A 25,169-nucleotide genomic window follows, 5' to 3' on the forward strand; every position below is an offset into this window, starting at 1 on the left:
TCGCCATCTACGCCCTCCTGAAGCGACGCTCCGCGCGACGCCGCGACCGCTGACCTCGCGGCCGACGCTCAGTCGGGGATGCGGTTGGTGGCGGCGAGCTCCGAGTACCAGAGGGCAGAGTCCTTGGGGGTGCGCTCGAGCGTGTCGTAGTCGACGCGGACGATGCCGAAACGCTTCGAGTAGCCGTAGGCCCACTCGAAGTTGTCCATGAGCGACCAGACCTGGTAGCCGCGCAGGTCCACTCCGCGCGACAGGGCCTTGTGTGCGGCCGTGATGTGGCGGCGCAGGTAGTCGGTGCGGTCGGCGTCGGGCACGCGACCATCCACGACCTGGTCGTCGAAGGCGGCGCCGTTCTCGGTGATCATGAGCGGCAGGTTCGGGTAGGCCGTCGACACGCTCACGAGCAGCTCTTCGAGGCCAGAAGGGTCGATGTTCCAGCCCATCTCGGTGTGCGGGCCGGGCTGCTCGAGGAATTCGATGTCGGATGCCGCGGGCCAGGGCGAGACGGACGCTTCACCGTGCCCGTCGGCGCTCTGCTTGGGGCTCACGCCATCCCACACCCGCACGAGGTTGGTGGAGTAGTAGTTGACGCCCAGCAGGTCGAGGGGCTGCTTGATGAGGTCGAGGTCGCCGTCGTGCACGAAGGACCAGTCGGTGACCTCGCGCGTGTCGGCGATGACATCCGCGGGGTATTCGCCGTCGAGCAGCGGGCCGAGGAAGACGCGGTTGCCGAGGCCGTCGATGCGGCGAACAGCCTCGGCGCCGGTCTCGCCCTCTGGACGCAGCACGTGCAGGTTGAGCGTGATGGAGAACTGAGGATCGTTGGTGACGACCTCTTTCAGCGCAGTGACCGCGAGGCCGTGCGCGAGGTTGAGGTGGTGCACGGCCGCGAGGGAGGCGGCGTAGTCGTTCAGGCCGGGCGCGTGCACGCCGGAGGCGTAGCCCAGGTAGGCCGAGCACCAGGGTTCGTTGAGTGTGGTCCACGTGCCGATGCGGTCGCCGAAGGCCTCTCCCACGATGCGGGCGTAGTCGGCGAAGGCGTAGGAGGTGGCCCGGTTCGTCCAGCCGCCCTCGTCTTCGAGGGCCTGCGGCAGGTCCCAGTGGTAGAGCGTGACGATGGGGGTGATGCCGCGTTCGATGAGGCCGTCGATGAGGCGCGTGTAGAACGCGATGCCCTCGGGGTTGGCGGGGCCACGACCGGTGGGCTGGATGCGGGGCCACGAGATCGAGAAGCGGTAGGCCTGCAGGTTGAGCGACTTCATCAGGTCGAGGTCGTCGTCGAGGCGGTGGTAGTGGTCGTCGGCCTGGTCGCCCGTGTCGCCGTTGTGCACTTTGCCGGGCGTGTGGCTGAAGGTGTCCCAGATGGAGGGGCCGCGGCCGCCCTCGTTCACGGCGCCTTCGATCTGGTAGGACGCCGTGGCGGAGCCGAAGACGAAGTCGGCCGGGAACTGCAGCCCGGCGTTGCGGTAGTCGTCGCGGTAGTCGGTGGTTGCCACATCAGTCATCGGAGGTGCCTTTCTGTTCGTCGACGGCGGCGGTGCCGTCGGCGCGGGCGTGCGCAGCCCGCTGGTCCATTATTGCAGGGATGAGAGCGCGATCATGCCCGCTTGGTTTCGCGCCGGCGCGTCGGGCGAACCGCGCGGGATCGGCGATCACGGCCGAAAACGGCATTTCGGCCGCCCCGATGAGCAGCAGATCGCTGCCCAGCTCGGCCGACACGATGCTGACGCCCTCCCACGACGCCGCGAGCGTCTGCGCGCCGACCTGGCGCTCGAGATAGGCGGGATCGCATTCGGCGAGCGCGGCCAGAAACCCTCCCAGCACGACGCGTTCGGGGTTCAAGACGTTGATGGCGTTGCGCAGGGCGACCGACAGGATGTCGAGCTCGCGGCGAATCTCGGCGTGCACCCGTTCGTCATCCGACCGCCGCAGCGCGCTCGCGAACTCCTCGGGGTCAGCGCCATCGAGCCCCAGCAGGCCGAGCAGCCGCGCGCGACTGACCTCCTCCTCGAGCGTGCCCCCCGTGGTGGGCGACGACGGGCCGTGCGGCGCCGTGACGAGATTGTGCCCGAACTCGCCCGCGAAACCGTTGAGGCCGCCGAGGGGCGCACCATTGGCCACCACTCCCCCACCGATGCCCGAGGCGCCGCCGTTGAGGTAGATGAAGTCGTTGTGACCGCGGCCCGCGCCGAAGAGTTGCTCGGCTTGCGCGCCCAGGCTGGCATCGTTCGCAGCGGAGGCCGCGAGGCCGGTCGCCTCGGCCATCCGCTCGGCAACGGGGGCGTCCCGCCAGCCGAGGTGGGGGGCCAGGCGCACGAGGCCGTCGCGCGAACGAACGAGGCCCGGAACCGCCACGCCCACGCCGGCGATCTGCCAACCCGGGGCTTCGGGATGCTCCCGGCGGATGGCGGCGATCGACTCGGCGGCCACGCGCACGGCGTCGTCGACCGACGGCACCTGTGAGACCTCGCGGCGCACGCGCGAGACGACCTCGCCGTTCATGCGCACGAGGCCGACCGTGATGGCGTCGAGCTCGGGGTTGACGGCGAACGCGACGCACGAGGCATCCGCGCGCACGACCGGCGAGGGGCGGCCCACCTGGCCCTGCGTGTCGGGAACGGATTCCGAGACGAGGCCCGCGGCCGCGAGTTCGGCGACGAGTGCGGCGATCGTCGATCTGTTGAGGCCCGTGTGCCGCGTGAGCTCGGATCTCGACGACGGGCCGTGCCGGTGCACCAATGACAGCACGCGGGACAAGTTGTGCCGGCGCACGGATTCGAGCGTATTGCCGCGACCCGCGGCGCTCGGCCCCCGTGGCACGCTCGGCTCGCCGGGCGCGGCGGTCATGCGCGGCCCGGCCCGGGCAGCAGACGGCGAGCGGATGTCGTGATCATTAGGTGGAACCCTATCGAACGGTTGCCGCCTGGCATGCAGCGCCGGCCGATAAGACCGAGAAGACCCGGGAGGGCGGCAGGTCAGGGGGGTGACGGCCTCCCTCTCGGGCCGGACGCCGAAGGCCGGCGGAACGCACGGGTGCCTTCGGCGAGTGCAGGGCGATCAGCTCGTGCTGATGTCCTCGACCAGGCGCCCCGTGTCGTCGGACTGCTGCGAGCGCGCGATGTCGGCCTGGCTCAGCATGCCGACGAGGTCGTGCCCGTCGATGACCGGCAGGCGGCGGACGTCGTGTTTGGTCATGGTCTCGATGGCCTCGTCGATGGTGTCGTCGGCGCCGATGGTGACGGGTTTGCCCTCGCCGAGCGAACCGGCCGTGACCTCGGACGGGTTGCCACCCTCGGCCAGGCACTTCACGACGATGTCGCGGTCGGTGACGACACCGGCCAGGCGCCCGTCTTCGCCGCAGATCGGCAGGGCTCCGACGTCGAGATCGCGCAGCTTCTGGGCCACGACGACGAGCGTGTCCCCGGATTGGGCGCATTCGGCACCGGCGGTCATGATCTCTCGAACGGTCGTCATAGCGGTTGTCCTTTCTCTCGGAAACAGGAGGTGACGCCACGTTACGACGGGCGCCCCTCGACGTCAGGAGGCTTGACAAATTCGGAGGGCGGGAGGGTTGCCGCGGCATCCGATCGGTTATATGTTGTAACCACCAACAAATCACCAACGACGTTGACAGAAGGAATTCGCATGTCACTCACGCCCACCCGCGACGACAAATTCTCATTCGGCCTCTGGACCATCGGCTACAACGGCGCCGACCCGTTCGGCGGCCCCACCCGGCCCCCGCTCGATGTGGTGCACGGCGTTGAGAAACTCTCGGAGCTCGGCGCCTACGGCCTCACGTTCCACGACGATGACCTGTTCGCCTTCGGCTCGACGGATGCGGAGCGCCAGACGCAGATCGACCGCCTGAAGGGCGCGCTCGACGACACCGGGATCATCGTGCCCATGGTCACCACGAACCTGTTCTCGGCCCCCGTTTTCAAGGACGGCGGCTTCACGTCGAACGACCGCGCCGTGCGACGCTTCGCGCTGCGCAAGGTGCTGCGCAACATCGACCTGGCCGCCGAGCTCGGGGCCAAGACGTTCGTCATGTGGGGCGGCCGCGAGGGTGCCGAATACGATTCGGCCAAGGACATCCGCCAGGCGCTCGAGCGCTACCGCGAGGCCGTCAACCTGCTGGGCGACTACGTGACCGACAAGGGTTATGACATTCGCTTCGCGATCGAGCCCAAGCCCAACGAGCCCCGCGGCGACATCCTGCTGCCGACGCTCGGCCACGCGCTCGCGTTCATCGAGACGCTCGAGCGACCCGAGCTCGTGGGTGTGAACCCCGAGGTCGGCCACGAGCAGATGGCGGGCCTGAACTTCGCCGCCGGAATCGCGCAGGCGCTCTACCAGGGCAAGCTCTACCACATCGACCTCAACGGGCAGCGCGGCATCAAGTACGACCAGGACCTCGTGTTCGGTCACGGTGACCTGCAGAACGCTTTCGCGCTCGTCGACCTGCTGGAGAACGGCGGCCCCAACGGCGGGCCCGCCTATGACGGACCGCGTCACTTCGACTACAAGCCGAGCCGCACCGAAGACGAGACGGGTGTCTGGGAGTCGGCCGCGGCCAACATGCGCACCTACCTGCTGCTCAAGGAGCGCGCGGCATCGTTCCGTGCCGACCCCGAGGTGCAGGAGGCCCTCACGGCAGCCCGCGTGCCCGAGTTGAGCGTCAACACGCTGAACGACGGCGAGAGCTACGACGACCTGCTGGCCGACCGCAGCGCTTACGAGGAATTCAACAGCGACGAGTACTTCGGCGGCAAGGGCTTCGGGTTCGTGAAGTTGCAGCAGCTTGCATTGGAGCACCTGCTTGGCGCGCGTTAGAGCTCGCTCTAACCCGCGTCACGCAGGCGCTCAAAGGCGGTAGCCCTATGGCGCGGGCGCTTTGCACCCGCGAAATGCGCGGGCGCTTCGCACCCGCGAAAGGCGGTAGCCCTAGGGCGGAAGAGCGATTCAGCTCTTCCGCCCGTCCCGCGGCAGCCTGTGAACCGCAACCGCCAAGTCGCGCTTCGAAAACCCCGCCATCTCTCTTCCCCACCCCAAACACCCTGTAAACCAAAACCCCGCACCCCCACCCCCGAAAGGCCCCGACCAATGCCGCTCGTAGCCGGAGTCGATTCCTCCACGCAGTCCTGCAAGATCGTCATCCGCGACGCGGACACGGGCAAGGTCGTCCGCCGCGGCCGCGCCATCCACCCGGTGGGCACGGAGGTCGACCCGGCGGCCTGGTGGCAGGCCCTGAACGACGCCATCGCCGACGCGGGCGGTCTCGGCGACGTAGCCGCGATCTCGATCGCGGGCCAGCAGCACGGCATGGTGGTTCTCGACTCCGAGGGCCGCGTCATCCGCCCCGCCCTGCTCTGGAACGACACCCGCAGCGCGCAGGCCGCCGCCGATCTCGCGGCCGAAGTGGGCGCCACCCAATATGCCGCCCAGACGGGCGTAGTCCCCGTGGCCTCGTTCACAGCCTCCAAGCTCCGCTGGCTGCGCGACGCCGAGCCCGAGAACGCCGCGCGCGTCGCCGCTGTGGCGCTCCCCCACGACTGGCTGACGTGGCGCCTGCTCGGCTTCGGCCCGGCCGACGACAGCGCGCTCGGCCCCGTGCTCGACGCCCTGACGACCGACCGTTCCGACGCCTCCGGCACCGCTTATTGGTCGGCCATCACCGAGGACTACGACCGAGGTTTGCTCGAGCGTGCGCTCGGACACGACGCCATCCTGCCGCGCGTGCTGCGCTCCGACGAACGCGCGGGCACCACCCCCGACGGCCTCATCGTCGGTCCGGGCGCCGGCGATAATGCGGGCGCCGCTCTCGGACTCGACGCGGGCGCGGGCGACGTGGTCGTCTCGATCGGCACCTCGGGCACCGTTTTCGCCGTTACCGACACCGTGTCGACCGACGCGTCGGGAACCGTGGCCGGTTTCGCCGACGCCTCCGGCCGCTACCTCCCTCTCGTCGCGACGCTCAACGCCGCGCGCATCCTCGACGCCGTGGCCGGCCTGCTGGGCGTCGACCACGACGAACTCGGGCGGCTCGCGCTCGAAGCCGAGCCCGGCGCTTCCGGCCTGGTATTGCAGCCCTATTTCGAGGGCGAGCGCACGCCCAACCGACCGGATGCCACGGCCACCCTCTTCGGCCTGACGCTGTCGAGCACCACACGCCCGACGCTCGCCCGCGCGGCCATCGAGGGCTTGCTGTGCGGTCTCGCCGACGGACTCGACGCCGTGCGCGCCCAGGGCGTCGAGGTGTCGCGCGTGCTCGTCATCGGCGGTGCGGCGCTCAACCCCGCCGTTCAGGCCATCGCGGCCGAGGTGTTCGCCGAACCCGTCGTGATTCCTCAGCCGGGCGAATACGTGGCGGATGGCGCAGCCGTGCAAGCGGCCTGGGCCCTGACGGGTTCGCGCCCCTCGTGGCCCGTGGCCACCCTCGCGACGCCCACGCCGAACGCGCAGCCCCTCATTCGGGAGCAGTACGCGGCCCGCCGGGACGGCTGATCGGCTGATCGGCTGATCGGCTGATCGGCTGATCGGCTCGACAAGCCTGGCAGGTCTGGCAGGCTCGGCAGGTCCGGCAGGCTCGGCAGGCTCGGCAGGCCTGGCAGGCTCGATATCGATCTACCGTGTGGCCGAGTGGCGCCTGGCGAGTTCGGCTCCGGCGCGGCGCACGTACTCGAGCGGGCCGGCCAGTGCGGCCTCGAGGCTGCCCGCGAGCTCGACCAACGAGACCGCGTCGTCGAAGAGACCGCTCGGATCATCCGCGATCATCCCCGCGACGAGCAGCGTGCGCGCATCCTCGGGGGCCAGCCCGGTGACATACGAGGGCACCTTACCGGCCGCCGACTGCGCGTCGTAACGGCCCTCGCCCGTGATGATCACGTCGGCGGATGCGGCGGCGGCCGGTAGTCCGATCGCTTCTCCCACCGCGACCGAACCGGCCGCCATCGTGGCGCCCCAGAGGAGCAGCCCGAAACCTGTCCCGCCAGCGGCACCCGAGCCGGGTTGCTCGGCAAGACGATCCACCTCCGACGCGTCGAGGGCACCGAGGTCACCCCGGGCGGCGGACGAACGGGCCGCGTCGACGAGGCGTGCGAGCGCCGCATCCAGCACCGCGATGTCGGGCACCGTTGCGCCCTTCTGCGGGCCAAAGACTGCGGCGGCGCCCGACAGGCCACGCAGCGGGTTGGTCACGTCGGACAGGATGGCGACACCGCGCGTTGGCAGCCCGCGCACGTCACCGAGGTCGAGCGTCGCGAGCGTCTCGAGGCCCCGCGCTCCCGAGGCGATCGGCGAACCGTCGTCGGTGAGGAGTCGGGCACCGAGGGCGCTCAGCATGCCCGCGCCACCGTCGGTCGACGAGCTGCCCCCGAGACCAACGAGCACGCGCTCGGCACCCGCATCGAGCGCGTGCGCGATGGCCTCGCCGAAGCCGTGCGTGTGCGCATCGTGCGGGCGCAGCGGGTCGAGCAGCGTGATGCCGCTCGCCGACGCCAGCTCGACGACCGCGGTGCCGTCGGGCAGGAGCAACCAGTCGGTCTCGACGAGCTCGTCATCGGGGCCCGAGACCTGAATGGTGTGCCGAGCCGCACCGGGAACGGCGGCCGCGAAAGCCTCGACCGTGCCCTCTCCGCCATCCGCCATGGGCAGCAGGACGAGTTCGTCGCCGGGGCGCACTTCGTGCCATCCGGCCGCGATCTCTTCGGCGACCTCGGTGGCGGTAGCCGTGCCCTTGAACGAGTCGGGCGCGATCACGACGCGCACCCCCTGCTGTTGTGCAACTGACGTCATCGTCATTCTCCGGGCCGAGCGCGCGCTTCACGGCGCGACTCGGCCTTCTGCGCGACGGGCGCGCCTTGCGGGACAAAGGAGCGAAACACGAATGCCGAGCGGGCATTGGTTTCGCGCGCCAGTCTAGCGAGCGGCTCGGGTCACGACGCGCTCAACGAGCGTGACGCGACTGCATGGAGTGGGCGAGACGGTCGATGAGCGGATTTCGGTCAGCGCGCCGGTTCAGTCAGCGCGCCGCGCGGCGCCGGGACGCAAGCGACTCGACGGCGGTCGAGAAATCGTCGAAGGTGCGCACACCGGCGGGATCGGCCAGCGGCAGAACGGCGAAGCCGCTGCCGGAGCGCTCGACGAAACCGAGCACGGCGGTACCATCCGCTTCGTCGATAGAGGGATCACTGACGCGCCAGCCATCGCCGGGGATCGGGATGACTGTCAGGGCGACACCGTCTCGCGTTTTCACGGACGGCCTTCGGAACCGGCGGAACCGGCGTAAGCGGCGCCGGCGGCGCGGGTGGCACCGACGCTGCGGTCGAACCAGCGACGGAACGTGTTGAAAGCCATGTCGCGCGACGAATACGGGCCACTGCCGACGGGAGGCAGATTGCCCCGTCGCAATTCGGGGCGCAGCCCGCGCAGGTAATAGGTAACCCCGCGTTCCTCGGTGACGGCGATGATGGCCGCATAACGCGAGCCGTTTTCGCCCATGACGAGCCACGTGTTCGCTCGATCTTCGACGAGTCGCAGCTCGCCCTGCTCGGCGGATCGGGGAGCCGACGCCGTTGTTGTTTCATCCACCGAAAATCCTCCTTGGTGCTTCCTCTCCATTGTGGAACGTGCCCCCAACGGGGGTCGAGAGGCTTGACAGTTCTCGGGGGCGTGTGCGTGCCTGCGTGCGGATGCGCTCAGCGGGCGGATGAACGGCGAAGCGCCCGCCACCGAGGACCGGCGCGGGCGCTTCGACGAGCGAGAAACGTGCTTACAGGGCGGCGAGCGCCTGCTTCACATCGGCGAGCAGATCGTCGATGTCTTCGAGCCCGACCGAGAGCCGCACCACGTTCTCGGGCACGGCCAGCTCGGTGCCCTTGACCGACGCGTGCGTCATCTCGGACGGGTAGTTGACGAGCGATTCGACGCCACCGAGCGATTCGGCGAGCTGGAACACCGACGTGCTCTCGGCGAATTTTCGCGCCGCCGCCTCGCCGCCGCGCAGTCCCAGCGAGATCATGCCGCCGAACGCGACCATCTGACTGGCGGCCAGCTCGTGGCCGGGGTGCGATTCGAGGCCGGGGTAGTACACGGTCTCGACGGCGTCGTGCGTCGACAGGTATTCGGCCAGGCGCTGCGCGTTCTCGGAGTGGCGCTGCATGCGCACCTGCAGGGTCTTGATGCCGCGCGTCGTCAGCCAGGCGTCGAGGGGGCCCGACACGGCTCCCGCTGCGAACTGCAGGAAACCGATCTTCTCGGCCAGCTCGGCGTCGGCGAAGACGAGCGCCCCGCCCACGACATCCGAGTGACCGCCCAAGTATTTGGTGGTCGAGTGCACGACCACATCGGCGCCCAGCGAGATCGGCTGTTGCAGCGCCGGGGATGCGAACGTGTTGTCGACGACGACCGTGAGCCCGGCCTCGTGCCCGGCGTTGGCCAGGGCGCGGATGTCGGTGATCTTCATGAGCGGGTTGGAGGGCGTCTCGACCCACAGCACGCGCGTCGAATCGGCCCGGATGGCGGCCGCCACGGCGTCGAGGTCGCTCAGGTCGACGACCGTGTGCTCGATGCCCCAGGCGCCGAAGACGCGCGCGATGAGACGATAGGTGCCGCCGTACGCGTCGTTGCCCAGCACGACATGGTCGCCGGGTTTCAGGATGCCGCGCAGCAGCGCATCTTCGGCCGCGAGGCCCGAGGCGAACGACAGGGCGCGCACGCCACCCTCGAGTGCCGCCAGCTGCTCTTCGAGGCCCGTGCGCGTGGGGTTGCCGCCACGGCTGTACTCGTAGCCGCCGCGCAGCCCGCCGATGCCGTCTTGCACGAACGTGGAGGTGAGGTAGAGCGGAGGGATGACGGCGCCCGTGGTGGGGTCGAAGTCTTGCCCGGCGTGGATGGCGCGCGTGGCGAAACCGCGGTCGTCGTGTGAAGTCATGGTGTTCTCCTCGAAATCAGTGTGCGCTACTCGCTGAGAAACGCGAGCAGGTCGTGACGGGTGATGACGGCGGCGGGTTTGCCGTCGGCGCTCACGAGGAGCGCGTCGGAATCTTTCAGGGCGGCGCGGGCGGCGGCGAACGACTCGTTCACGCCGATGAGCGGCAGGGCCGATCCCACGACCGATCCCACCGAGTCGGTCATCTGCGCGTCGCCGGCGAAGACCTTCTCGAGCAGTTCGGCCTCGGACAGCGCGCCCACGACCTCGCCCATGACGACGGGCGGTTCGGCGCTCAGCACGGGCAGCTGCGAGATGCCGTACTCGGCCATGATCTGGATGGCGTCGCGCACCGTGTCGCTGGGGTGCGCGTGCACGAGCGCGGGCAGGTCGCCCGTCTTGGCGCGCACGACGTCGCCCACCGTGCGCTCGTCGGCCACATCGCTGAACCCGTAGGACTGCAACCACTTGTCGTTGAAGATCTTGCCGATGTAGCCGCGACCCGAGTCGGGCAGCAGCACGACCACGACGGCGGATGCGGGCAGGTCGCGGGCGGCCTCGAGGGCGGCGACGACGGCCATACCGCTCGATCCGCCGACGAGCAGACCCTCCTCGCGGGCGAGGCGGCGCGTCATGGCGAACGACTGAGCGTCGCTCACGGCGATGACGCGGTCGACCACGGTGGGGTCGTAGGCGGCGGGCCAGAAGTCCTCGCCGACGCCCTCGACCAGGTAGGGGCGCCCGGTGCCGCCAGAGTAGACGGAACCCTCGGGGTCGGCGCCGATGATCTCGACGTCGGTGCCGGCGACCTCGCGCAGGTAACGGCCGGTGCCCGAGATGGTGCCGCCGGTGCCGACGCCCGCGACGAAGTGGGTGACGCGGCCATCCGTGTCTCGCCAGATCTCGGGGCCCGTCGACTCGTAGTGGCTGAGCGGGCCGTTGGGGTTGGCGTACTGGTTGGGCTTGAAGGCGCCGGGGATCTCGCGGGCCAGGCGGTCGGAGACGCTGTAGTAGGAGTCGGGGTCGTCGGGCGCCACCGAGGTGGGCGTGACGATGACCTCGGCGCCGTAGGCCTTGAGCACGTTGCGCTTGTCTTCGCCGACCTTGTCGGGGCACACGAAAACGCATTTGTAGCCGCGCTGCTGGGCGACGAGGGCCAGGCCCACGCCCGTGTTGCCGCTCGTGGGCTCGACGATGGTGCCGCCCGGTTTCAGCAGGCCGTCGCGTTCGGCGGCATCGATGATGCGCGTCGCGATGCGGTCCTTGGCCGAACCGCCGGGGTTCACGTATTCGATTTTGGCGAGCACGGTGGCGGCGATGCCCTCGGTGACCTTGTTCAGTTTGACCAGGGGGGTGTTGCCCACCAGGCCCAGGACGGTTTCTGCGTACTTCACGTCTGTCCTCACGATGTCGACGGGCCCGTTGTTCGGCGCCCGGTGATCCATCGAGCCTAACCGCTTCTACCCGGTTGTTACGGGCCGCGCCATCCCTTGCGCCGTCTGGGCCACCGCCGTAATGTTCGTATAGCCGAACTTTTACTTCCGTCACTACGTACGACACGACGAAAAGGATGCCGTGAGCCCGAGCACCCCCGCCACCCCGGTCTCGTCCACCCCGCGCCGAGCGCCCGACGTCGTGGGCCGGCGCATCCTGCCGCTGCTCGGCCCTGCGCTCGTCGCGGGTGTCGCCTACCTCGACCCGGGCAACGTCGCCAGCAACATGACGGCGGGCGCGCTCTTCGGCTACCTGCTCGTGTGGGTCGTGCTGCTGGCCAACACGATGGCGTGGCTCATCCAATACCTGTCGGCCAAACTCGGCATCGTCACGGGCAAGAGCCTGCCCGAGATCTTGGGTGAGCGCATGAAGCGGCCCTGGGCGCGCCGGGCGTACTGGGCGCAGGCCGAGCTCATCGCCATGGCCACCGACCTGGCCGAGGTCATCGGCGGGGCCATCGCGCTCAACCTGCTCTTCGGCCTCCCCCTCCTCTGGGGCGGCGTGATCACGGGCGCGGTGTCGCTCGTCGTGCTCGCCATCTCGCAGCGACGGGGCGCCCGGGCATTCGAGCGCGTCATCACATCGTTCCTCGCCATCATCGTGGTCGGATTCTGTTTCAGCATCGTCATCAGCCCGCCGGATGTCGCGGCCACGCTCGCGGGCGTCGTGCCCCGTTTCGAGGGCACCTCGTCGGTGCTGCTCGCCGCCTCCATCCTGGGCGCCACGATCATGCCGCACGCCATCTATGCGCACTCGGCGCTCAGCCGCGACCGGTTCGGGCTCGTGCGGGCGGAGGCCCGGCGACGCCTGGTCTTGCGTGCCACCCGGGTCGATGTCACGATCGCCCTGGCCATCGCGGGCACCGTCAACCTCGTCATGCTGCTCGTCGCCGCGTCCACGCTGCAGGGGGTCGAAGGCACCGACACGTTGCAGGGCGCCCACGACGCCATCGGCGATGCGATCGGGCCGGTCGCCGCCACCCTGTTCGCGGTCGGCCTGCTCGCGTCGGGGCTCGCGTCGTCGTCGGTGGGCGCCTATGCCGGTTCAGAGATCATGGGCGGTTTGCTGCGCATCCGCGTGCCCCTGCTCTGGCGGCGCGTGATCACGCTCATCCCGGCGCTGCTCGTGCTGGGCTCCGGCATCGATCCCACGTGGGCGCTCGTGCTGAGCCAGGTGTTGCTGAGCTTCGGCATCCCGTTCGCGCTCATCCCGCTCGTCGCCCTGACCGCGAAGCGCGAGGTGATGGGGGATGACGTCAACCGCCGTTTCACGACCGTGCTCGCGGTCGCGGCCGCCGTCTTCCTCGTGGTCTTGAACGTCGCTCTCATCGCGCTCACCGTGACGGGCGCGTAACACCGGGCCGCCGACACGCCGCGTTTCGGGGCTAAACGGTTACATTTGGCTGAGAATTATCTGCGGAAGAGCGACTCGGGGAAGAGCTGTCCGCTGCCTCAGGTTTGACTTGATGCAATCGCATAGATCCGAGAGGCCCCCGTGACCCCCCAGAACCCCCCGACCGGCCCGTCCGGTGCCGGCCGCCCGAGCGGCAACCCCCAGAAGCAGCAGACCGTCAAGCAGCAGCGCGCCCAGCAGCGCGAGGCCAAGGTCGAGGCGTTCAAGAAAGAGCGGGCCCGCAAAGCGCGCAACAAGAAGATCGGCATCGTGTCGGCCATCGTCGGCGGCGTCGCGATCATCGCACTCGTGGTGGTCGCCGTCTCGACCACCATCCCCCGTTTCGCCACCTACGCGGGCGGCGGCAAGGGTGACACCAGCATCGAGGGCCTCGAAACCTTCACCAACACCAACAACCACACCGAGGACACGGTCGACTACGCGCAGACTCCCCCGGCCGGCGGCGACCACAACGCCATCTGGCTGAACTGCGGCATCTACACCGAGCCCGTCCCCAACGAGAACGCCGTGCACGTGCTCGAACACGGCGCCATCTGGGTGACCTACGACCCCTCGATGTCGGACGAAGACCTCGCGACGCTCAAGTCGAAGCTGCCGGCATCCTATGTTCTGCTGTCGCCCTTCGAGGGCCTCGACAGCGAGTTCGTGCTGAGCGCCTGGGATGCCCAGTTGAAGCTCGACGACGTGAACGACGAGCGCATCGCCGACTTCTTCACCGGCTACTGGAAGGGCGGCACCGCTCCCGAGATCGGCGCCCCGTGCTCCGGCGGGATCGACGCCCCCGGCAAGGTCTGATGACCGACACCGAGCCGACCGACGCCGAACTCGAAGCCTTCGAGGCCGCGCAACGTGGCCCGAAACCACGACTCCCCCGCTGGATGCTCGTGGTGGCCAGCATCCTGGTCATCGTCGTCGTGGGACTCGTGGCCTTCTCGGTCGGCCGCCTCTCGACCCTCGCCGACCCGACGCCCACGCAGAACTCGGCCGAGGCCGGCTTCTCGCGCGATATGCAGCTGCACCACGATCAGGGTGTCGAACTGGCGTTCCTGATTCGCGACCGCTCGACGTCCGACGACATCCGCACCCTCGCTTACGACATCGCCTTCACGCAGGCCAATCAGTCGGGCCAGATGCTCGGATGGTTACAGAGCTGGGGTCTTCCGGCCGCCGCCAGCGAACCCTCCATGACGTGGATGACGCGCCCCACGCTCGAGGGAGCCAGCCACGCGCACGGCGGCACCTCGACCGATGCGGCGGCGCACGAACCCGGCGCCCCCATGCCCGGCCTCGCCACACCCGCGCAGATTCAGCAACTCACCGACGCGACGGGCACCGACGCCGAGAAGATCTTCCTCACGCTCATGATCGCGCACCACAAGGGCGCCATCGAGATGGCTGACGCTGTGCTCGAGCGCAGCACCAACACCGTGGTCACGAAGTTCGCCCGCGGCGTCGTCAACTCTCAAGAGTCCGAGATCGGGCTCATGGAGGATCTCCTCGCCAAGCGCGGCGGCTGAGGCTTCTCGCGGAAGGAACGCGTGCGCTCTCCGGCAGGCCGGACTCTGCGCCCGCGGGCTCTCTCCCCGCCGACTGCCTGCTCGCGGCCTATTCGGGCGGGGTGGCGTCGGGGTATTTGGCGGCGATAGCGTCCCAGCCGCCGGCCTGCGCGATCGGGTCCATCCAGGTGATCTCCCAGTTGTGGCCGTCGGCGTCGGCGAAGGCGCGCGAGCGCATCCAGCCGTAGTCCTGCGACTGGCCCTCGGTGGCACCGGCCGCAACGGCTTTGTCGACGATGGTGTCGATCTCCGAGGCGTCGTCCACACCGAGCGCGTTGATGACGGAGGACGTCTCACTCGGGTCGGTGATGGGCTTGGACATGAACCGCGCCCACATGCCGTGCGTGAGCAACATGATGTAGATGCTGTCGCTCAGCTTGACGGCGGCGGCGTTCTCGTCGGTGAAGTTCGGGTCGAGCTCGAAGCCGGCGGCGGTCCAGAACTCGGTCGGCGGGTGAGGTCACTCACGGGCAGATTGATGAAGACGTTCGACAACATTCGTGCCTCTCTGCGGCGCGAGTCTCGCGCGCAGCACCAGCATCCTCGCGCGGTACGACCTTCGTCAAGAAACGCATCCGTTTTGCGGCGCGTCGGCGCTCGGCGCTGGGCGCTGAGCGCTGGGCGCTCGGCTCGCCAGTGTGGGGTGACTACTTCGGGGTCACGCGGTCGAGCACGCCGTAGACGATGATGCGCTCGGCAGTTGAGCGCAGCGGGTTGCAGGCCACGAACGTGATCGTGCCCGTCGTCGCGGGCGTCTCGGATCGCGGCGTCGGCCAGGTGACGTCGATTGCGCTAGCCGAGACGTACTCGAGCGAGCGGAACTTATAGACGATGTTGCTCGTGGCGGTTTCGACCAGGATCTCGTCGCCGACGACGAGCTCGTTGATGCGCAGCAGGGGTGCGTGGTGCGAGGTGCGGTGCCCGGCCAGCGCGAAGTTGCCGACCTCGCCAGCAGCCGCGGTGCCCGGGAAATGACCAATGCGCGTGTTCAAGACGCTGCGCTCGCTGACGCCCTCGCCGATCTCCTGGGCGTAGTCGCCGCCGAGGCGCGGAATGCGCAGGATGCCGATCGACCCGTTGCCGATCGCGGCGGAGCGCAGGGGGCCCGCGGCAACCGTGCGGGAGTCGAACGCGGCCGATTCGGCCGCCGCGGTGCCCGGGTCAACTGACTGGGGGGCAGCCGATTCGGCGGCCGTGGAGCTGACAGCGGAGGTTTCGACGGCGCCGACCGGAGCGGCCACGGTGAGCGGCACGACGGCTGCGGTCACGGCGAGCATGCCCAAGGCAAGCGCCGCACGCGCGGAACGGTGTGTGGCAGGCATCCGGTCGCTCCCCCTTTGTCGTCTCAAGTGTAGGCAGGGCGGCGGGGCCGCGTCACGACATTTGTTGGCGATAGAGCGACTCGTAGGTGCCGCCGGCCGCGATGAGTTCGGCGTGCGTGCCCTGCTCGACGATGTGGCCGCCGTCGAGCACGAAGATGACGTCGGCGTTCACGATGGTCGACAGGCGATGCGCGATCGACACGGTGGTGCGCCCGTGGGCGGCGGCGTCGAGGGCCGTCTGGACGACACGTTCCGAGATCGAGTCGAGCGCGCTCGTGGCCTCGTCGAGGATGAGCACCGCTGGATCTTTCAGCAGCACGCGCGCGATGGCGATGCGCTGCTTCTCGCCGCCCGACAGGCGGTAGCCGCGCTCCCCCACGATGGTGTCGAACCTCTCGGGGAAACGAGCGATCGTCTCATAGATGTTGGCCGCGCGCGTGGCCGCCTCGAGCTCTTCGAGCGTGGCATCCGGTTTGGCATAGCGCAGGTTGTCGGCGATGGAGGCGTGGAAGAGGTAGGTCTCCTGGCTGACGACGCCGATGCGCGACACGAGGGACTGCTGCGTGAGGTCGCGAACGTCCGTGTCACCGAAGAGGATGCGGCCATCCGACGCCTCTTGGAAGCGCGGGATGAGATAGGAGATCGTCGTCTTGCCCGCCCCCGAGGGCCCCACGAACGCGGCGAACTGGCCGGGCTCGATGCTGAACGACACCCGGTCGAGCGTGGGCGCCGTCTCGGGCCCGGCGTCGGGGTAGCGGAACGTAACATCCTCGAACCGGATCGCGGGATGCTGCACCTGCAGTTCGACCGCCCCCGGTTTGTCGGCGATCGACGGCTTCAGGTCGAGGTATTCGAAGATGCGGGCGAACAGCGCACCTGAGGTCTGCAGGTCGAGCGCCACACGCATGAGTCCGATGAGCGGGAACAGCAGGCGCGACTGCACGGTCGTGAACGCCACGATGGCACCCGCCGTGATGTCGGTCGAACCGCCCGTGACGAGCCATCCGGCAACCAGGTAAACGATGGCGGGGATGGAGGACAGGAAGATGCTCACGAGCGCGAAGAACCACTGCCCGCTCATGGCCTGCTGCACCTGCAAGCCGATCTGCGTGCGGTTCTCGCGGTTGTAGCGGTCGACCTCGGCCTGCTGTCGGTTGAAGCTCTTGGCGAGCAGCACGCCCGACACGCTCAGCGCCTCTTGCGTGATGGCCGTCATATCGCTCAGCGATTCCTGCGTCTTGGTCGCGATGCGCGCGCGCACCTGGCCCACCCGACGCTGGGCGATGACGAGGAAGGGCATGAGCACGAGCGCCACGATCGTGAGCTGCCAATTGATGATGAGCATGGCCACGAGCGCCGCGATCACGTTGACGGTGTTGCCGAGCACGCTTTGGATAGTGTTGGTGAGCACGCTCGCCACACCGCCCACATCGTTCTGCAGACGCGATTGGATGACGCCGGTCTTCGTGCGCGTGAAGAACCCGAGTTCCATGGACTGCAGTTTGGTGAAGAGCGTCACGCGCAGATCGCCCATGACGGTGTTGCCGACCGTGGCCGTGAGGTAGGTCTGCCAGACGCCCACGAGTGCCGCGACGATGTAGATCACGATCATGAGGCCGACGATTTCGGCAAGCGCTGTCAGGTTGGGGCCGCCGTCGGGCGGGAAGAGCCCCACGTCGAAGGCCTGCTCGACGAGCAGCGGCGGGATGACTGTGAGGGCCGCGCCGACCAGCACGAGCGCGACCGTGAGCGTGATGCGGGTGCGGTGCGGGGCGAACAGCTCCATGATGCGGCGGAACAGATTCGGGATGCGCGGTGCCTCGGCGTTCGCGGCGCGCTGGGCTTCTTCGTCGGCCCCGCCGACACGCCTGCCGCCCGGGCCCCCACGCATACTCATCCCCTCACCTTACGCCGCGAAAACGCCGGTCCCGTGCGGCCGGCGGGCCCTCGCGACAGGCACCGGTGCACGCTATAAGAGGGCTCGTGCGGGCCGCGCTGCGCGACGCATCGCGAGGCACGCTGTGAGCCACATTGCGAGACTCATCATGAGCGCTGCGACACGGAAACGGCGAACCGCCCCGAGCGTGTGCCTGAGGCATCCGTTCGGGGCGGTTCGTGACGAAGGAAGGTTCGGGTCAGCCCTTCGTCGATCCGGCCAGCAACCCGCGCACGAAGTAGCGCTGCAGGCTGAAGAACACGATGAGCGGCACGACGAGCGAGACGAAGGCGGCGGCCGTGAGTCGCTGCCAGTCTTGTCCGCGCGTTCCCGACAGCTCGGCCAGGCGCTGGGTGAGCGGCGCCACGTCTTGGGTGCCTCCCGAGAAGATCAACGCCACCAAGAGGTCGTTCCAGACCCACAGGAACTGGAAGATCGCGAACGACGCGATGGCCGGCAGGGCCAGCGGCAACACGATGCGGAAGAAGATCTGGCTGTGCGTGGCACCGTCGACGCGCGCGGCCTCGATGACCTCGCCCGGGATCTCGGCGATGAAGTTGTGCAGCAGGAAGATCGCCAGCGGCAGCGCGAAGATCGTGTGCGCCACCCACACGGGCAGGTAGTTCTGCTCGGGGATCATCGGAATAGCGTCGTGCAAACCCGCCTGGATGGGCCGCAGCACCGCGGTGAACATCTGCAGCAGGGGCAGCAGGGCCATCTGGATGGGGATGATCTGCAGCGCGAACACGAGGATGAACAGCGCGTTCGAGCCCTTGAACTTGATCCAGGCGAAGGCGTAGGCCGCCATGCAGGCGATCACGAGCGGGAACACGGTGGCCGGGATGGCGATGGCCAGCGAGTTGACGAAGTAGGCACCCAGCTGCGGCGACGACTGCGAGGCCGAGAACAGCACCTCCGAGTAGTTGTCGAACGTGAAGCCCGGGTTCTGGAAGATCGTCCACCAGCCGTTCGACTGGATCTCCTCGGCCGGTCGGAACGACGAGACGAAAAGTCCGAAGGTGGGGATGGTCCAGACGATCGCGATGATCAGGGCGACGACCGTGGCGCTGCGCGACGTGAGCCGCTTCTTGACGCGGCCGGCCTTGGTGGGCTGCTCTTCGAGCTCTTCACCACGACGCAGGCGGCGGGCCGTCTTCTCGTCGGTGGCCACTTCGATCGGGGTCGGTGTGACGCTCATCGGATCTCCCTCTGCTTCCGCATCGTGCGCACGTTGTAGATGACGATCGGCATGACGAGCAGGAACAGGATGAGCGCGAGTGCGGCGCCTCGTCCCTGCTCACCGGCGCGGAACGCCTGGGTGTACATCTCGTTGGCCACCACGCTGGTGTTGAAGTTTCCGCCCGTCATCGTGCGGACGATGTCGAAGACCTTCAGGGTGGCGATGGAGATGGTGGTCACGACGACGACGAGCGAGCCGCGGATGCCGGGCAGAACCACGTTGCGGAACCGCTGCCATCCGTTGGTGCCGTCGAGCTGCGCGGCCTCGAGCTGCTCCACGGGAACGGCCTTGATGGCTGCCGACAGGATCACCATGGCGAAACCGGTCTGGATCCAGATCATGACGACGATCAGCAGGAACGTGTTGATGGGCGACGACTGCAGCCACTGCACCGGGGCCCCGCCGAACCAGACGACGATCTGGTTGAGCAGACCGATCTGTTCGCGACCCTCGCCGCGGTAGTCGTAGACGAAGCGCCAGATGATTCCGGCGCCGACGAACGAGATGGCCATGGGCATGAAGACCAGGGCCTTGTAGATCTTCTCGCCGCGGGCCTTGTCGATGAAGTAGGCGTAGGCCAAACCGATGGATGTCGCGAGCAGCGGCACCAGGATGACCCAGATGACCGTGTTGCCGAGCGTGACGAGCGTCGAGGGCTGTGTGAACATCCAGACGAAGTTGTCGAGGGTCCACTCACCCGAGTTGTTCTGGAACGCGAGGAGGCTCGTGCGGAACGCGGGGTAGATCAGTCCGGCGATGATGAGAACGGCGGTGGGAAGGAGGAATCCGGCCAACTGCCAGTAGTCGCGGCCGCGCTTGGGGGCGCGGTCGAGGAAGAACAGGAGAAGACCGATCACGGCGGCGAAGATGGCGAGGCCACCCACCACTTGGAGGATCTTTCCGATGAGATCAGCACTGGTCATAGCTCAGCACCCTTCATTCGTCGGTGAATTGAACGGAGTGGGCCCGCCTCTCGGCGAGCCCACCCCGGGTGTTCGGGTGTTGTTAGCTGGAGGGCCAGCTGTTTTCGATGAAGTCGACCGTGGTCTTGGTGTCCTGGCCACCGACCCAGGCGACGATGCCCTTCCAGAAGGAGTCGGTGCCGACGGCACCGGGCATCAGGTCAGAACCGTCGAAGCGGAACGTGGTGTTCTCGTCCTGCAGGATCTTGACGCTGTCCTGCAGCAACTCGCTCGAGGCGTTGGAGGCATCGAGGCCCTTGTTGGCGCTGATGACACCGCCGAGCTTCACGCGGTTGTTGGCCCAGGTGTCGCTCGAGAGGTAGGCGCGCACGGCGTCGATCTCTTTGCTCTCCTTGAAGGCGCCGACGAACTCGCCACCACCGGTGACGACCTTGTCGTCGCTGGCTTCGGTGCCGGGCAGGAGGAAGGCGTAGACGTCGCCGTCAGAGGCAACCTTGGTGCCTTCCTTCCAGAAGCCCTCGTAGAACGAGGCCTGGTGGTGCAGCGAGCAGGTTCCGTCGAGGATCGGCAGGCCGGCGTCGCCGAACTCGGTCGAGATGACCGAGGCCACGTCGCCGAGGCCACCGTTCACGTAGTCCGGGTTCTTGATGATCTCGCCGACCGAGTCGAAGGCTTCGACGATGGCGGGGTCGTTGAACGGGATCTCGTGCTTGACCCACTTGTCGTAGGTGTCAGCGCCGGCCTGGCGCAGGACGTAGTCCTCGATCCAGTCCGTTCCCGGCCAACCGGTGGCGTCACCGGAACCGAGTCCGACACACCAGGGCTTGTGGTCGCCCTCGTCGGCGATCTTCTTCGTCAGCGTGTTGAGCTCGTCGAGCGTCTTCGGGATCTCGTAGCCCTTGTCCTCGAACTCCGTCGGGGAGTACCAGACGTAGCCCTTGATGCTGGCCATGAGGGGCGCGGCGTAGAACGTGCCGTCGCTGCCGGTGCCGTAGCCCTTCCAGTCTTCAGACCAGAACTCGTCGACGTTCTCTTCTACCTCTTTGGTGGCGGGCTTCAGGAAGCCGCCGTCGACGAGGCGGTTGAACAGACCGGGCTGCGGGATGATGCCCAGGTCGGGCGCGTTGCCGGCCTCGGCGAGCACCGAGATCTGCGATTCGAACTCTTTGGTGCCCTGGTAGTTGACCGTGATGCCGGTGCAGGTCTGGAAGTCTTTCCAGGATTCGACGAGGCGGTCGGCCTCGGCGTCTTGGATCGTGCCGCCGATCGACACCTCGGGGCTGCCCTCGAAGGTGCCGTAGGCGTCGTAGGCCGAGCAGTCGGTGTTCTCTTTGTCGCCGGCTGCGATGTCACCGGTACAACCGGTGAGGGCCAGGCCGACGATTCCAGCGGCTGCGAGCGGAAGAAGTGCTCGGCGATAGCGCTTGGGACTCATCTCATATCTCCTCATTGAGTGTGGTGCATTCGGGATTGCTGCAGGGTGAAATCCGCGATCGCAGTTCGTTGGAACGAGCCGCATCATTGCGTGCCGCACCCCCGGAAGGATGTCGGCGATTTCGTCGTGCGTAGCTGCCGTGTGGAACAGGTCGGGCCCTGTTAGGGAACCGGTTCCATGCGCCAAGCTACGGCATCGTCGGGGGTATTACAAGCACAGATTGGTAACGAATACGGCGATGATCGCGCTCTCACGATTTCTTGCCCTAGCGTACACGATGGGCGGCAGGCATCCGCAAGTCGTGAATTTGTGTAACCGGTTCCACGGGTCGAATTTTGCCGCTACGCTAACCCAGGACACCCAATGGAGGGAGGCGACATGGCCGGTGCAATAGCGGATGTCGCCGCACTCGCGGGCGTGTCGAAGGCCACGGCGTCCAGGGCGCTGTCAGGAAAAGGCTACGTTTCTCCCGAAACGCGCCAGCGTGTCGTTGAGGCCGCCAGCACCATCGGATATGTCGCTTCACCCAACGCTGCGAGCCTCGTCACGGGGCACACCAAGAACGTGGGCGTCGTCATCCCCTATATCGGTCGGTGGTTCTTCGGGCAGATCCTCGAGGGAATCGAGCAGCAGCTGCTGGCGCGCGGCTACGACATGACGCTCTACACGCTCGAGCCGTTCAGCCCGGCGCGCGACCGCGTCTTCGACTTCTTCCTGGCGCGCAAACGGTTCGACGGTGTCATCGCCGTGAACATCCAGCCGGCGGGCGACGAGCTCGAGCGCTTGCACCGCCTCGGCATCCCCCTCGTCGGCATCGGCGGACCCCTCGAAGGCATTCCCACGATCGCCATCGACGATGAGCGCGTCGCGGCCCTCGCCACCGAGCACCTGATCCGGCTCGGGCATCAGCGCATCGCGCACATCGGCGGCAGCCTCGCCGAACAGCTCGACTTCTCGGTGCACGGCGAGCGCCTGGCCGGGTATCGCGCCGCCCTGGCCGACGCCGGGCTCGCCGAAGCCGACCACTTCATCCCCACCCAGCTGAGCGTGCCGGGCGGTTACGATGCGGCCGTCCAGCTGCTCAGCAACCCGGAGAATCGACCGACCGCCATCTTCGCGGCCAGCGACGAGGTCGCCATCGGCACCATCATCGCGGCGCGGCGCATGGGTATCGCCGTGCCGACCGACCTCTCGGTCATCGGTATCGACGGTCACGATTATGCCGAATTGTTCTCGCTGACGACCATCGAGCAGCATCCGCGTGAGCAGGGCGTCATCGCCGCCGACATGATTCTCGCGGGTATCGACGGCGAATCAGCAGAGGCGGGGGTGCGCGATCTGCCCACGCGACTCGTGATGCGTTCGAGCACGGGACGACCCGCTCCGGCCTAGAGTTCGACCGGTCGAATTCAGCTCTTGTCTGCACCTTCCGATAACGGATATCGTCGGCCGCACGAGCGCAGTCCTCCCGGTAGGACAGTAGTGGAGGAACATTCGCGCTGGTGAGGACAGTCCGCTCATCGGGGCGGCTTCGACGAACTGGGGACACAGTGACCGATCGGAAAGCATTCGCGGGAAAGATTGAGCTCGACGTCAGGGATTCGACATCCGATTGGGATGCGTTCCTGCCAGAGAAGGCGCCGGCGGGTGCGCCGAACGTGCTTGTGGTGTTATACGACGACACGGGGCAGGCAGCCTGGTCGCCCTACGGCGGCCGCATCAACATGCCCACCATGCAGAGGCTCGCCGATCGCGGCCTCACCTACAGCCAATGGCACACCACGGCGCTCTGCTCGCCGACGCGTTCGACGTTCCTCACGGGGCGCAACCACCATTCCAACGGCTTCGCGACCATCTCCGAATCCTCGACCGGCTTCCCGGGCTACAACTCGCACATCCCGCCCGAAAACGTGCCCATGGCCCACCTGCTGAGGGATGCCGGCTGGGCCACGTTCTGGGTCGGCAAGAACCACAACGTCCCCATCGACGAGTGGACGGCGGGTTCGTCGAAGAAGAACTGGCCGCTCGCGCAGGGGTACGACCGCTTCTATGGCTTCATCGGCGGCGAGACCAACAACTGGTACCCGTCCCTGGCCGAGGACAACCACTACATCGACCAGCCCTCGCTGCCCGAGGACGGCTACCACCTGTCGAAAGACTTGGCCGACCAGGCGCTCAAGATGATCCGCGACGTGAAGCAGACCGACCCCGAGAAGCCCTGGTATCTGTGGTTCTGCCCGGGTGCCAACCACGCCCCGCACCACGCGCCCGAGGAGTACATCGCCAAATACAAAGGCGTCTTCGACGACGGCTACGAGGCCTACCGCGAGTGGGTGCTCGCGCGCATGATCGAGAAGGGTGTCCTCCCCGAGGGCACCGAGCTGACCCCGCTCAACCCGATGCCGGAAGGTACCTACGCGGCCACGGACTACGTGCGACCGTGGGCCGAGCTCAACGCCGAGGAGCGCGCCATGTTCTCGCGCATGGCCGAGGTTTTCGCGGGTTTCTCCGAGTACACCGACGCTCAGGTCGGGCGCATCGTCGACTACCTCGAGGAGTCCGGTCAACTCGACAACACCCTCGTCATCTACTGCGCCGACAACGGCGCATCGGGCGAGGGATCGCCGAACGGTTCGGTGAACGAGGGCAAGATCTTCGGAGGTTACCCCGACGACGAAGAGGACAACTTGCGGCACGTCGACGTGCTCGGAAGCCCCGACACCTACAATCACTACCCCACCGGGTGGGCGGCGGCTTTCTCGACTCCGTACCGCATGTTCAAGCGCTACACCTATCAAGGCGGCATCTGCGACCCGATGGTCATCTCCTGGCCGGCGGGGATCACCGCCCACGGTGAGGTCCGCGATCAGTACCACCACTCCACCGATGTGGTCGCCACCATCCTGGATGTATGCGGCCTCGAGTTGCCCGCCCAGTACAACGGGGTCGAGCAGCGCCCCCTGGACGGGGTGTCGATGCGCTACACCTTCGACTCCGGCCCCGACGTCCCAACCGAGAAGAAGACCCAGTACTACGAGATGTTCGGCCAGCGCGCGATCTGGCACGAGGGGTGGAAGGCAGCCACCGTGCACGGGCCCATGAGCGGCTCAGGCGCCTTCGATCAGGACCAGTGGCAGCTCTTCCACACCGACATCGACCGGTCGGAATCGCAGGACCTCGCCTCCGAGCATCCCGAGAAGTTGGAGGAGCTCAAGGCGCTCTGGATGGAGGAGGCCAGAGACAACCATGTCCTGCCTCTCAACGATCTACAGGTCATCGGCAACCCCAAGGACCTCGAGACCTTCATCGAGATGGAGTTCCATCTGCCGGTGTCACCGACCGGTCAGTACACGTACTACCCCGGCACATCCGAGATTCCCGAACGATCGGCGGCCAATACGCACGGCGTCTCCTACAAGGTGCTCGCCGAGGTTGAATTGACGCCGGATTCCGAGGGCGTCATCTTCGCGCACGGCTCGCGATTCGGAGGCCATTCGCTCTTCATCAAGGACGGTCAGGTGGTGTACGTCTACAACTTCCTCGGCGTCCCGCCGATCTATCGAGTGACGGCACCGGCACCCACCTCGGGCAAGCACATCATCGGCGTCGAATTCACGAAGACGGGCATGGGCGAGCACCGGGAAGGCGTCGGCCCGCTGGCGCTGCACATCGACGAGGAGAAGGTCGCCGAAACGGAGATCCGCACGGTTCTCGGTCATTTCTCTCTGTGCGGCGAGGGCCTCTGCATCGGCTACGACTCGGGCGATGCCGTCGCGGCCGACTATGCGGGCAGCCGCTTCGACTTCACGGGCGGCGAGATCGCCAAGGTCGTCTTCGATATCGCCGACGACGCCTACGTGGACCTCGAGGCGCATCTCGCGGCAGCGATGTCGCGCGACTGAACGAAGCGCGCCGCCCC

Annotated in this window: 21 protein-coding genes; 7 read left to right on the top strand and 14 right to left on the bottom strand. The window is 67.6% G+C overall.

Going from position 1 to position 25,169, the window contains the following annotated elements:
* Nucleotides 1-68 precede the first annotated feature (68 nt).
* From ALI44B_RS06615 to ALI44B_RS06625, 3 genes are all read right to left on the bottom strand, one after another.
* A complete protein-coding gene (locus ALI44B_RS06615) occupies nt 69-1,505 on the bottom strand; it encodes a GH1 family beta-glucosidase (RefSeq protein WP_077053819.1) in 1,437 nt (478 codons plus the stop codon).
* The gene (locus ALI44B_RS06620) at nt 1,498-2,772 is read right to left on the bottom strand and encodes an ROK family protein (protein ID WP_238592100.1); all 1,275 of its coding nucleotides are present in this window, start codon (nt 2,770-2,772) and stop codon (nt 1,498-1,500) included. Before ALI44B_RS06620 ends, ALI44B_RS06615 begins: the two co-directional genes overlap by 8 nt.
* 285 nt (nt 2,773-3,057) lie before the next feature.
* A complete protein-coding gene (locus tag ALI44B_RS06625; protein WP_077053821.1) occupies nt 3,058-3,474 on the bottom strand; it encodes a CBS domain-containing protein in 417 nt (138 codons plus the stop codon).
* Between the two features lie 171 nt (nt 3,475-3,645).
* Between ALI44B_RS06625 and xylA the strand changes: the two genes are divergently transcribed.
* Together xylA and xylB are read left to right on the top strand one after the other, a co-directional pair.
* Nucleotides 3,646-4,836 (top strand): xylose isomerase, encoded by a 1,191-nt coding sequence (xylA, locus tag ALI44B_RS06630; protein ID WP_077053822.1) that lies wholly within the window; start codon nt 3,646-3,648, stop codon nt 4,834-4,836.
* Between the two features lie 270 nt (nt 4,837-5,106).
* On the top strand, nt 5,107-6,507 hold the full coding sequence (xylB, locus tag ALI44B_RS06635; protein ID WP_077053823.1) for a xylulokinase: 1,401 nt from the start codon (nt 5,107-5,109) through the stop codon (nt 6,505-6,507).
* Nucleotides 6,508-6,627: 120 nt separating this feature from the next.
* Here the strand turns inward: xylB and ALI44B_RS06640 are convergent, their stop codons facing one another.
* The 5 genes from ALI44B_RS06640 to ALI44B_RS06660 all read right to left on the bottom strand — a co-directional run bounded on the left by ALI44B_RS06640 (nt 6,628) and on the right by ALI44B_RS06660 (nt 11,325).
* On the bottom strand, nt 6,628-7,797 hold the full coding sequence (locus tag ALI44B_RS06640) for a glycerate kinase (protein WP_077053824.1): 1,170 nt from the start codon (nt 7,795-7,797) through the stop codon (nt 6,628-6,630).
* Nucleotides 7,798-8,023: 226 nt separating this feature from the next.
* A complete protein-coding gene (locus tag ALI44B_RS06645; RefSeq protein WP_077053825.1) occupies nt 8,024-8,257 on the bottom strand; it encodes a hypothetical protein in 234 nt (77 codons plus the stop codon).
* On the bottom strand, nt 8,254-8,592 hold the full coding sequence (locus ALI44B_RS06650; RefSeq protein ID WP_077053826.1) for a hypothetical protein: 339 nt from the start codon (nt 8,590-8,592) through the stop codon (nt 8,254-8,256). Before ALI44B_RS06650 ends, ALI44B_RS06645 begins: the two co-directional genes overlap by 4 nt.
* 181 nt (nt 8,593-8,773) lie before the next feature.
* Entirely contained in the window at nt 8,774-9,934 is a 1,161-nt protein-coding gene (locus ALI44B_RS06655; RefSeq protein WP_077053827.1) for a cystathionine gamma-synthase, read from the bottom strand.
* Nucleotides 9,935-9,960: 26 nt separating this feature from the next.
* Nucleotides 9,961-11,325 carry a cystathionine beta-synthase gene (locus ALI44B_RS06660; RefSeq protein WP_077054039.1) on the bottom strand — a complete coding sequence of 455 codons (1,365 nt, stop codon included), beginning with the start codon at nt 11,323-11,325 and terminating at the stop codon, nt 9,961-9,963.
* 181 nt (nt 11,326-11,506) lie between these two features.
* On the opposite strand from ALI44B_RS06660, the gene ALI44B_RS06665 reads away from it, so the two are divergent.
* The 3 genes from ALI44B_RS06665 to ALI44B_RS06675 all read left to right on the top strand — a co-directional run bounded on the left by ALI44B_RS06665 (nt 11,507) and on the right by ALI44B_RS06675 (nt 14,355).
* Entirely contained in the window at nt 11,507-12,778 is a 1,272-nt protein-coding gene (locus tag ALI44B_RS06665) for an Nramp family divalent metal transporter (protein ID WP_496507418.1), read from the top strand.
* A 141-nt stretch (nt 12,779-12,919) separates the two neighbouring features.
* Nucleotides 12,920-13,633: a DUF3105 domain-containing protein gene (locus ALI44B_RS06670; protein ID WP_077053828.1), complete on the top strand. Its 714-nt coding sequence runs from the start codon at nt 12,920-12,922 to the stop codon at nt 13,631-13,633.
* Complete coding sequence (locus ALI44B_RS06675; RefSeq protein ID WP_083709615.1) at nt 13,633-14,355, top strand: DUF305 domain-containing protein; 723 nt, start codon at nt 13,633-13,635, stop codon at nt 14,353-14,355. The genes ALI44B_RS06670 and ALI44B_RS06675 overlap by 1 nt, the downstream gene beginning before the upstream one ends.
* Before the next feature lie 88 nt (nt 14,356-14,443).
* On the opposite strand, the gene ALI44B_RS06680 is transcribed toward ALI44B_RS06675, so the two are convergent.
* The 6 genes from ALI44B_RS06680 to ALI44B_RS06705 all read right to left on the bottom strand — a co-directional run bounded on the left by ALI44B_RS06680 (nt 14,444) and on the right by ALI44B_RS06705 (nt 21,250).
* Entirely contained in the window at nt 14,444-14,749 is a 306-nt protein-coding gene (locus tag ALI44B_RS06680) for a VOC family protein (protein WP_202969357.1), read from the bottom strand.
* Between the two features lie 292 nt (nt 14,750-15,041).
* Entirely contained in the window at nt 15,042-15,716 is a 675-nt protein-coding gene (locus ALI44B_RS06685) for a sortase domain-containing protein (RefSeq protein ID WP_083709616.1), read from the bottom strand.
* Between the two features lie 52 nt (nt 15,717-15,768).
* Entirely contained in the window at nt 15,769-17,613 is a 1,845-nt protein-coding gene (locus tag ALI44B_RS06690) for an ABC transporter ATP-binding protein (RefSeq protein WP_077053830.1), read from the bottom strand.
* A 238-nt stretch (nt 17,614-17,851) separates the two neighbouring features.
* Nucleotides 17,852-18,850 (bottom strand): carbohydrate ABC transporter permease, encoded by a 999-nt coding sequence (locus tag ALI44B_RS06695; protein WP_077053831.1) that lies wholly within the window; start codon nt 18,848-18,850, stop codon nt 17,852-17,854.
* Nucleotides 18,847-19,815, bottom strand: coding sequence for a carbohydrate ABC transporter permease (locus ALI44B_RS06700; protein ID WP_077053832.1), 969 nt, complete (start codon nt 19,813-19,815; stop codon nt 18,847-18,849). Before ALI44B_RS06700 ends, ALI44B_RS06695 begins: the two co-directional genes overlap by 4 nt.
* An 82-nt stretch (nt 19,816-19,897) precedes the next feature.
* Nucleotides 19,898-21,250, bottom strand: a complete 1,353-nt coding sequence (locus ALI44B_RS06705; RefSeq protein WP_077053833.1) for an ABC transporter substrate-binding protein — start codon at nt 21,248-21,250, stop codon at nt 19,898-19,900.
* A 378-nt stretch (nt 21,251-21,628) separates the two neighbouring features.
* Between ALI44B_RS06705 and ALI44B_RS06710 the strand changes: the two genes are divergently transcribed.
* Both ALI44B_RS06710 and ALI44B_RS06715 read left to right on the top strand, forming a co-directional pair.
* Complete coding sequence (locus ALI44B_RS06710) at nt 21,629-22,642, top strand: LacI family DNA-binding transcriptional regulator (RefSeq protein WP_077054042.1); 1,014 nt, start codon at nt 21,629-21,631, stop codon at nt 22,640-22,642.
* Between the two features lie 158 nt (nt 22,643-22,800).
* A complete protein-coding gene (locus tag ALI44B_RS06715; RefSeq protein ID WP_077053834.1) occupies nt 22,801-25,152 on the top strand; it encodes an arylsulfatase in 2,352 nt (783 codons plus the stop codon).
* Nucleotides 25,153-25,169: the final 17 nt, after the last annotated feature.

This window comes from Leifsonia sp. ALI-44-B (assembly GCF_001984125.1).
Taxonomy (GTDB): Bacteria; Actinomycetota; Actinomycetes; order Actinomycetales; family Microbacteriaceae; genus Okibacterium.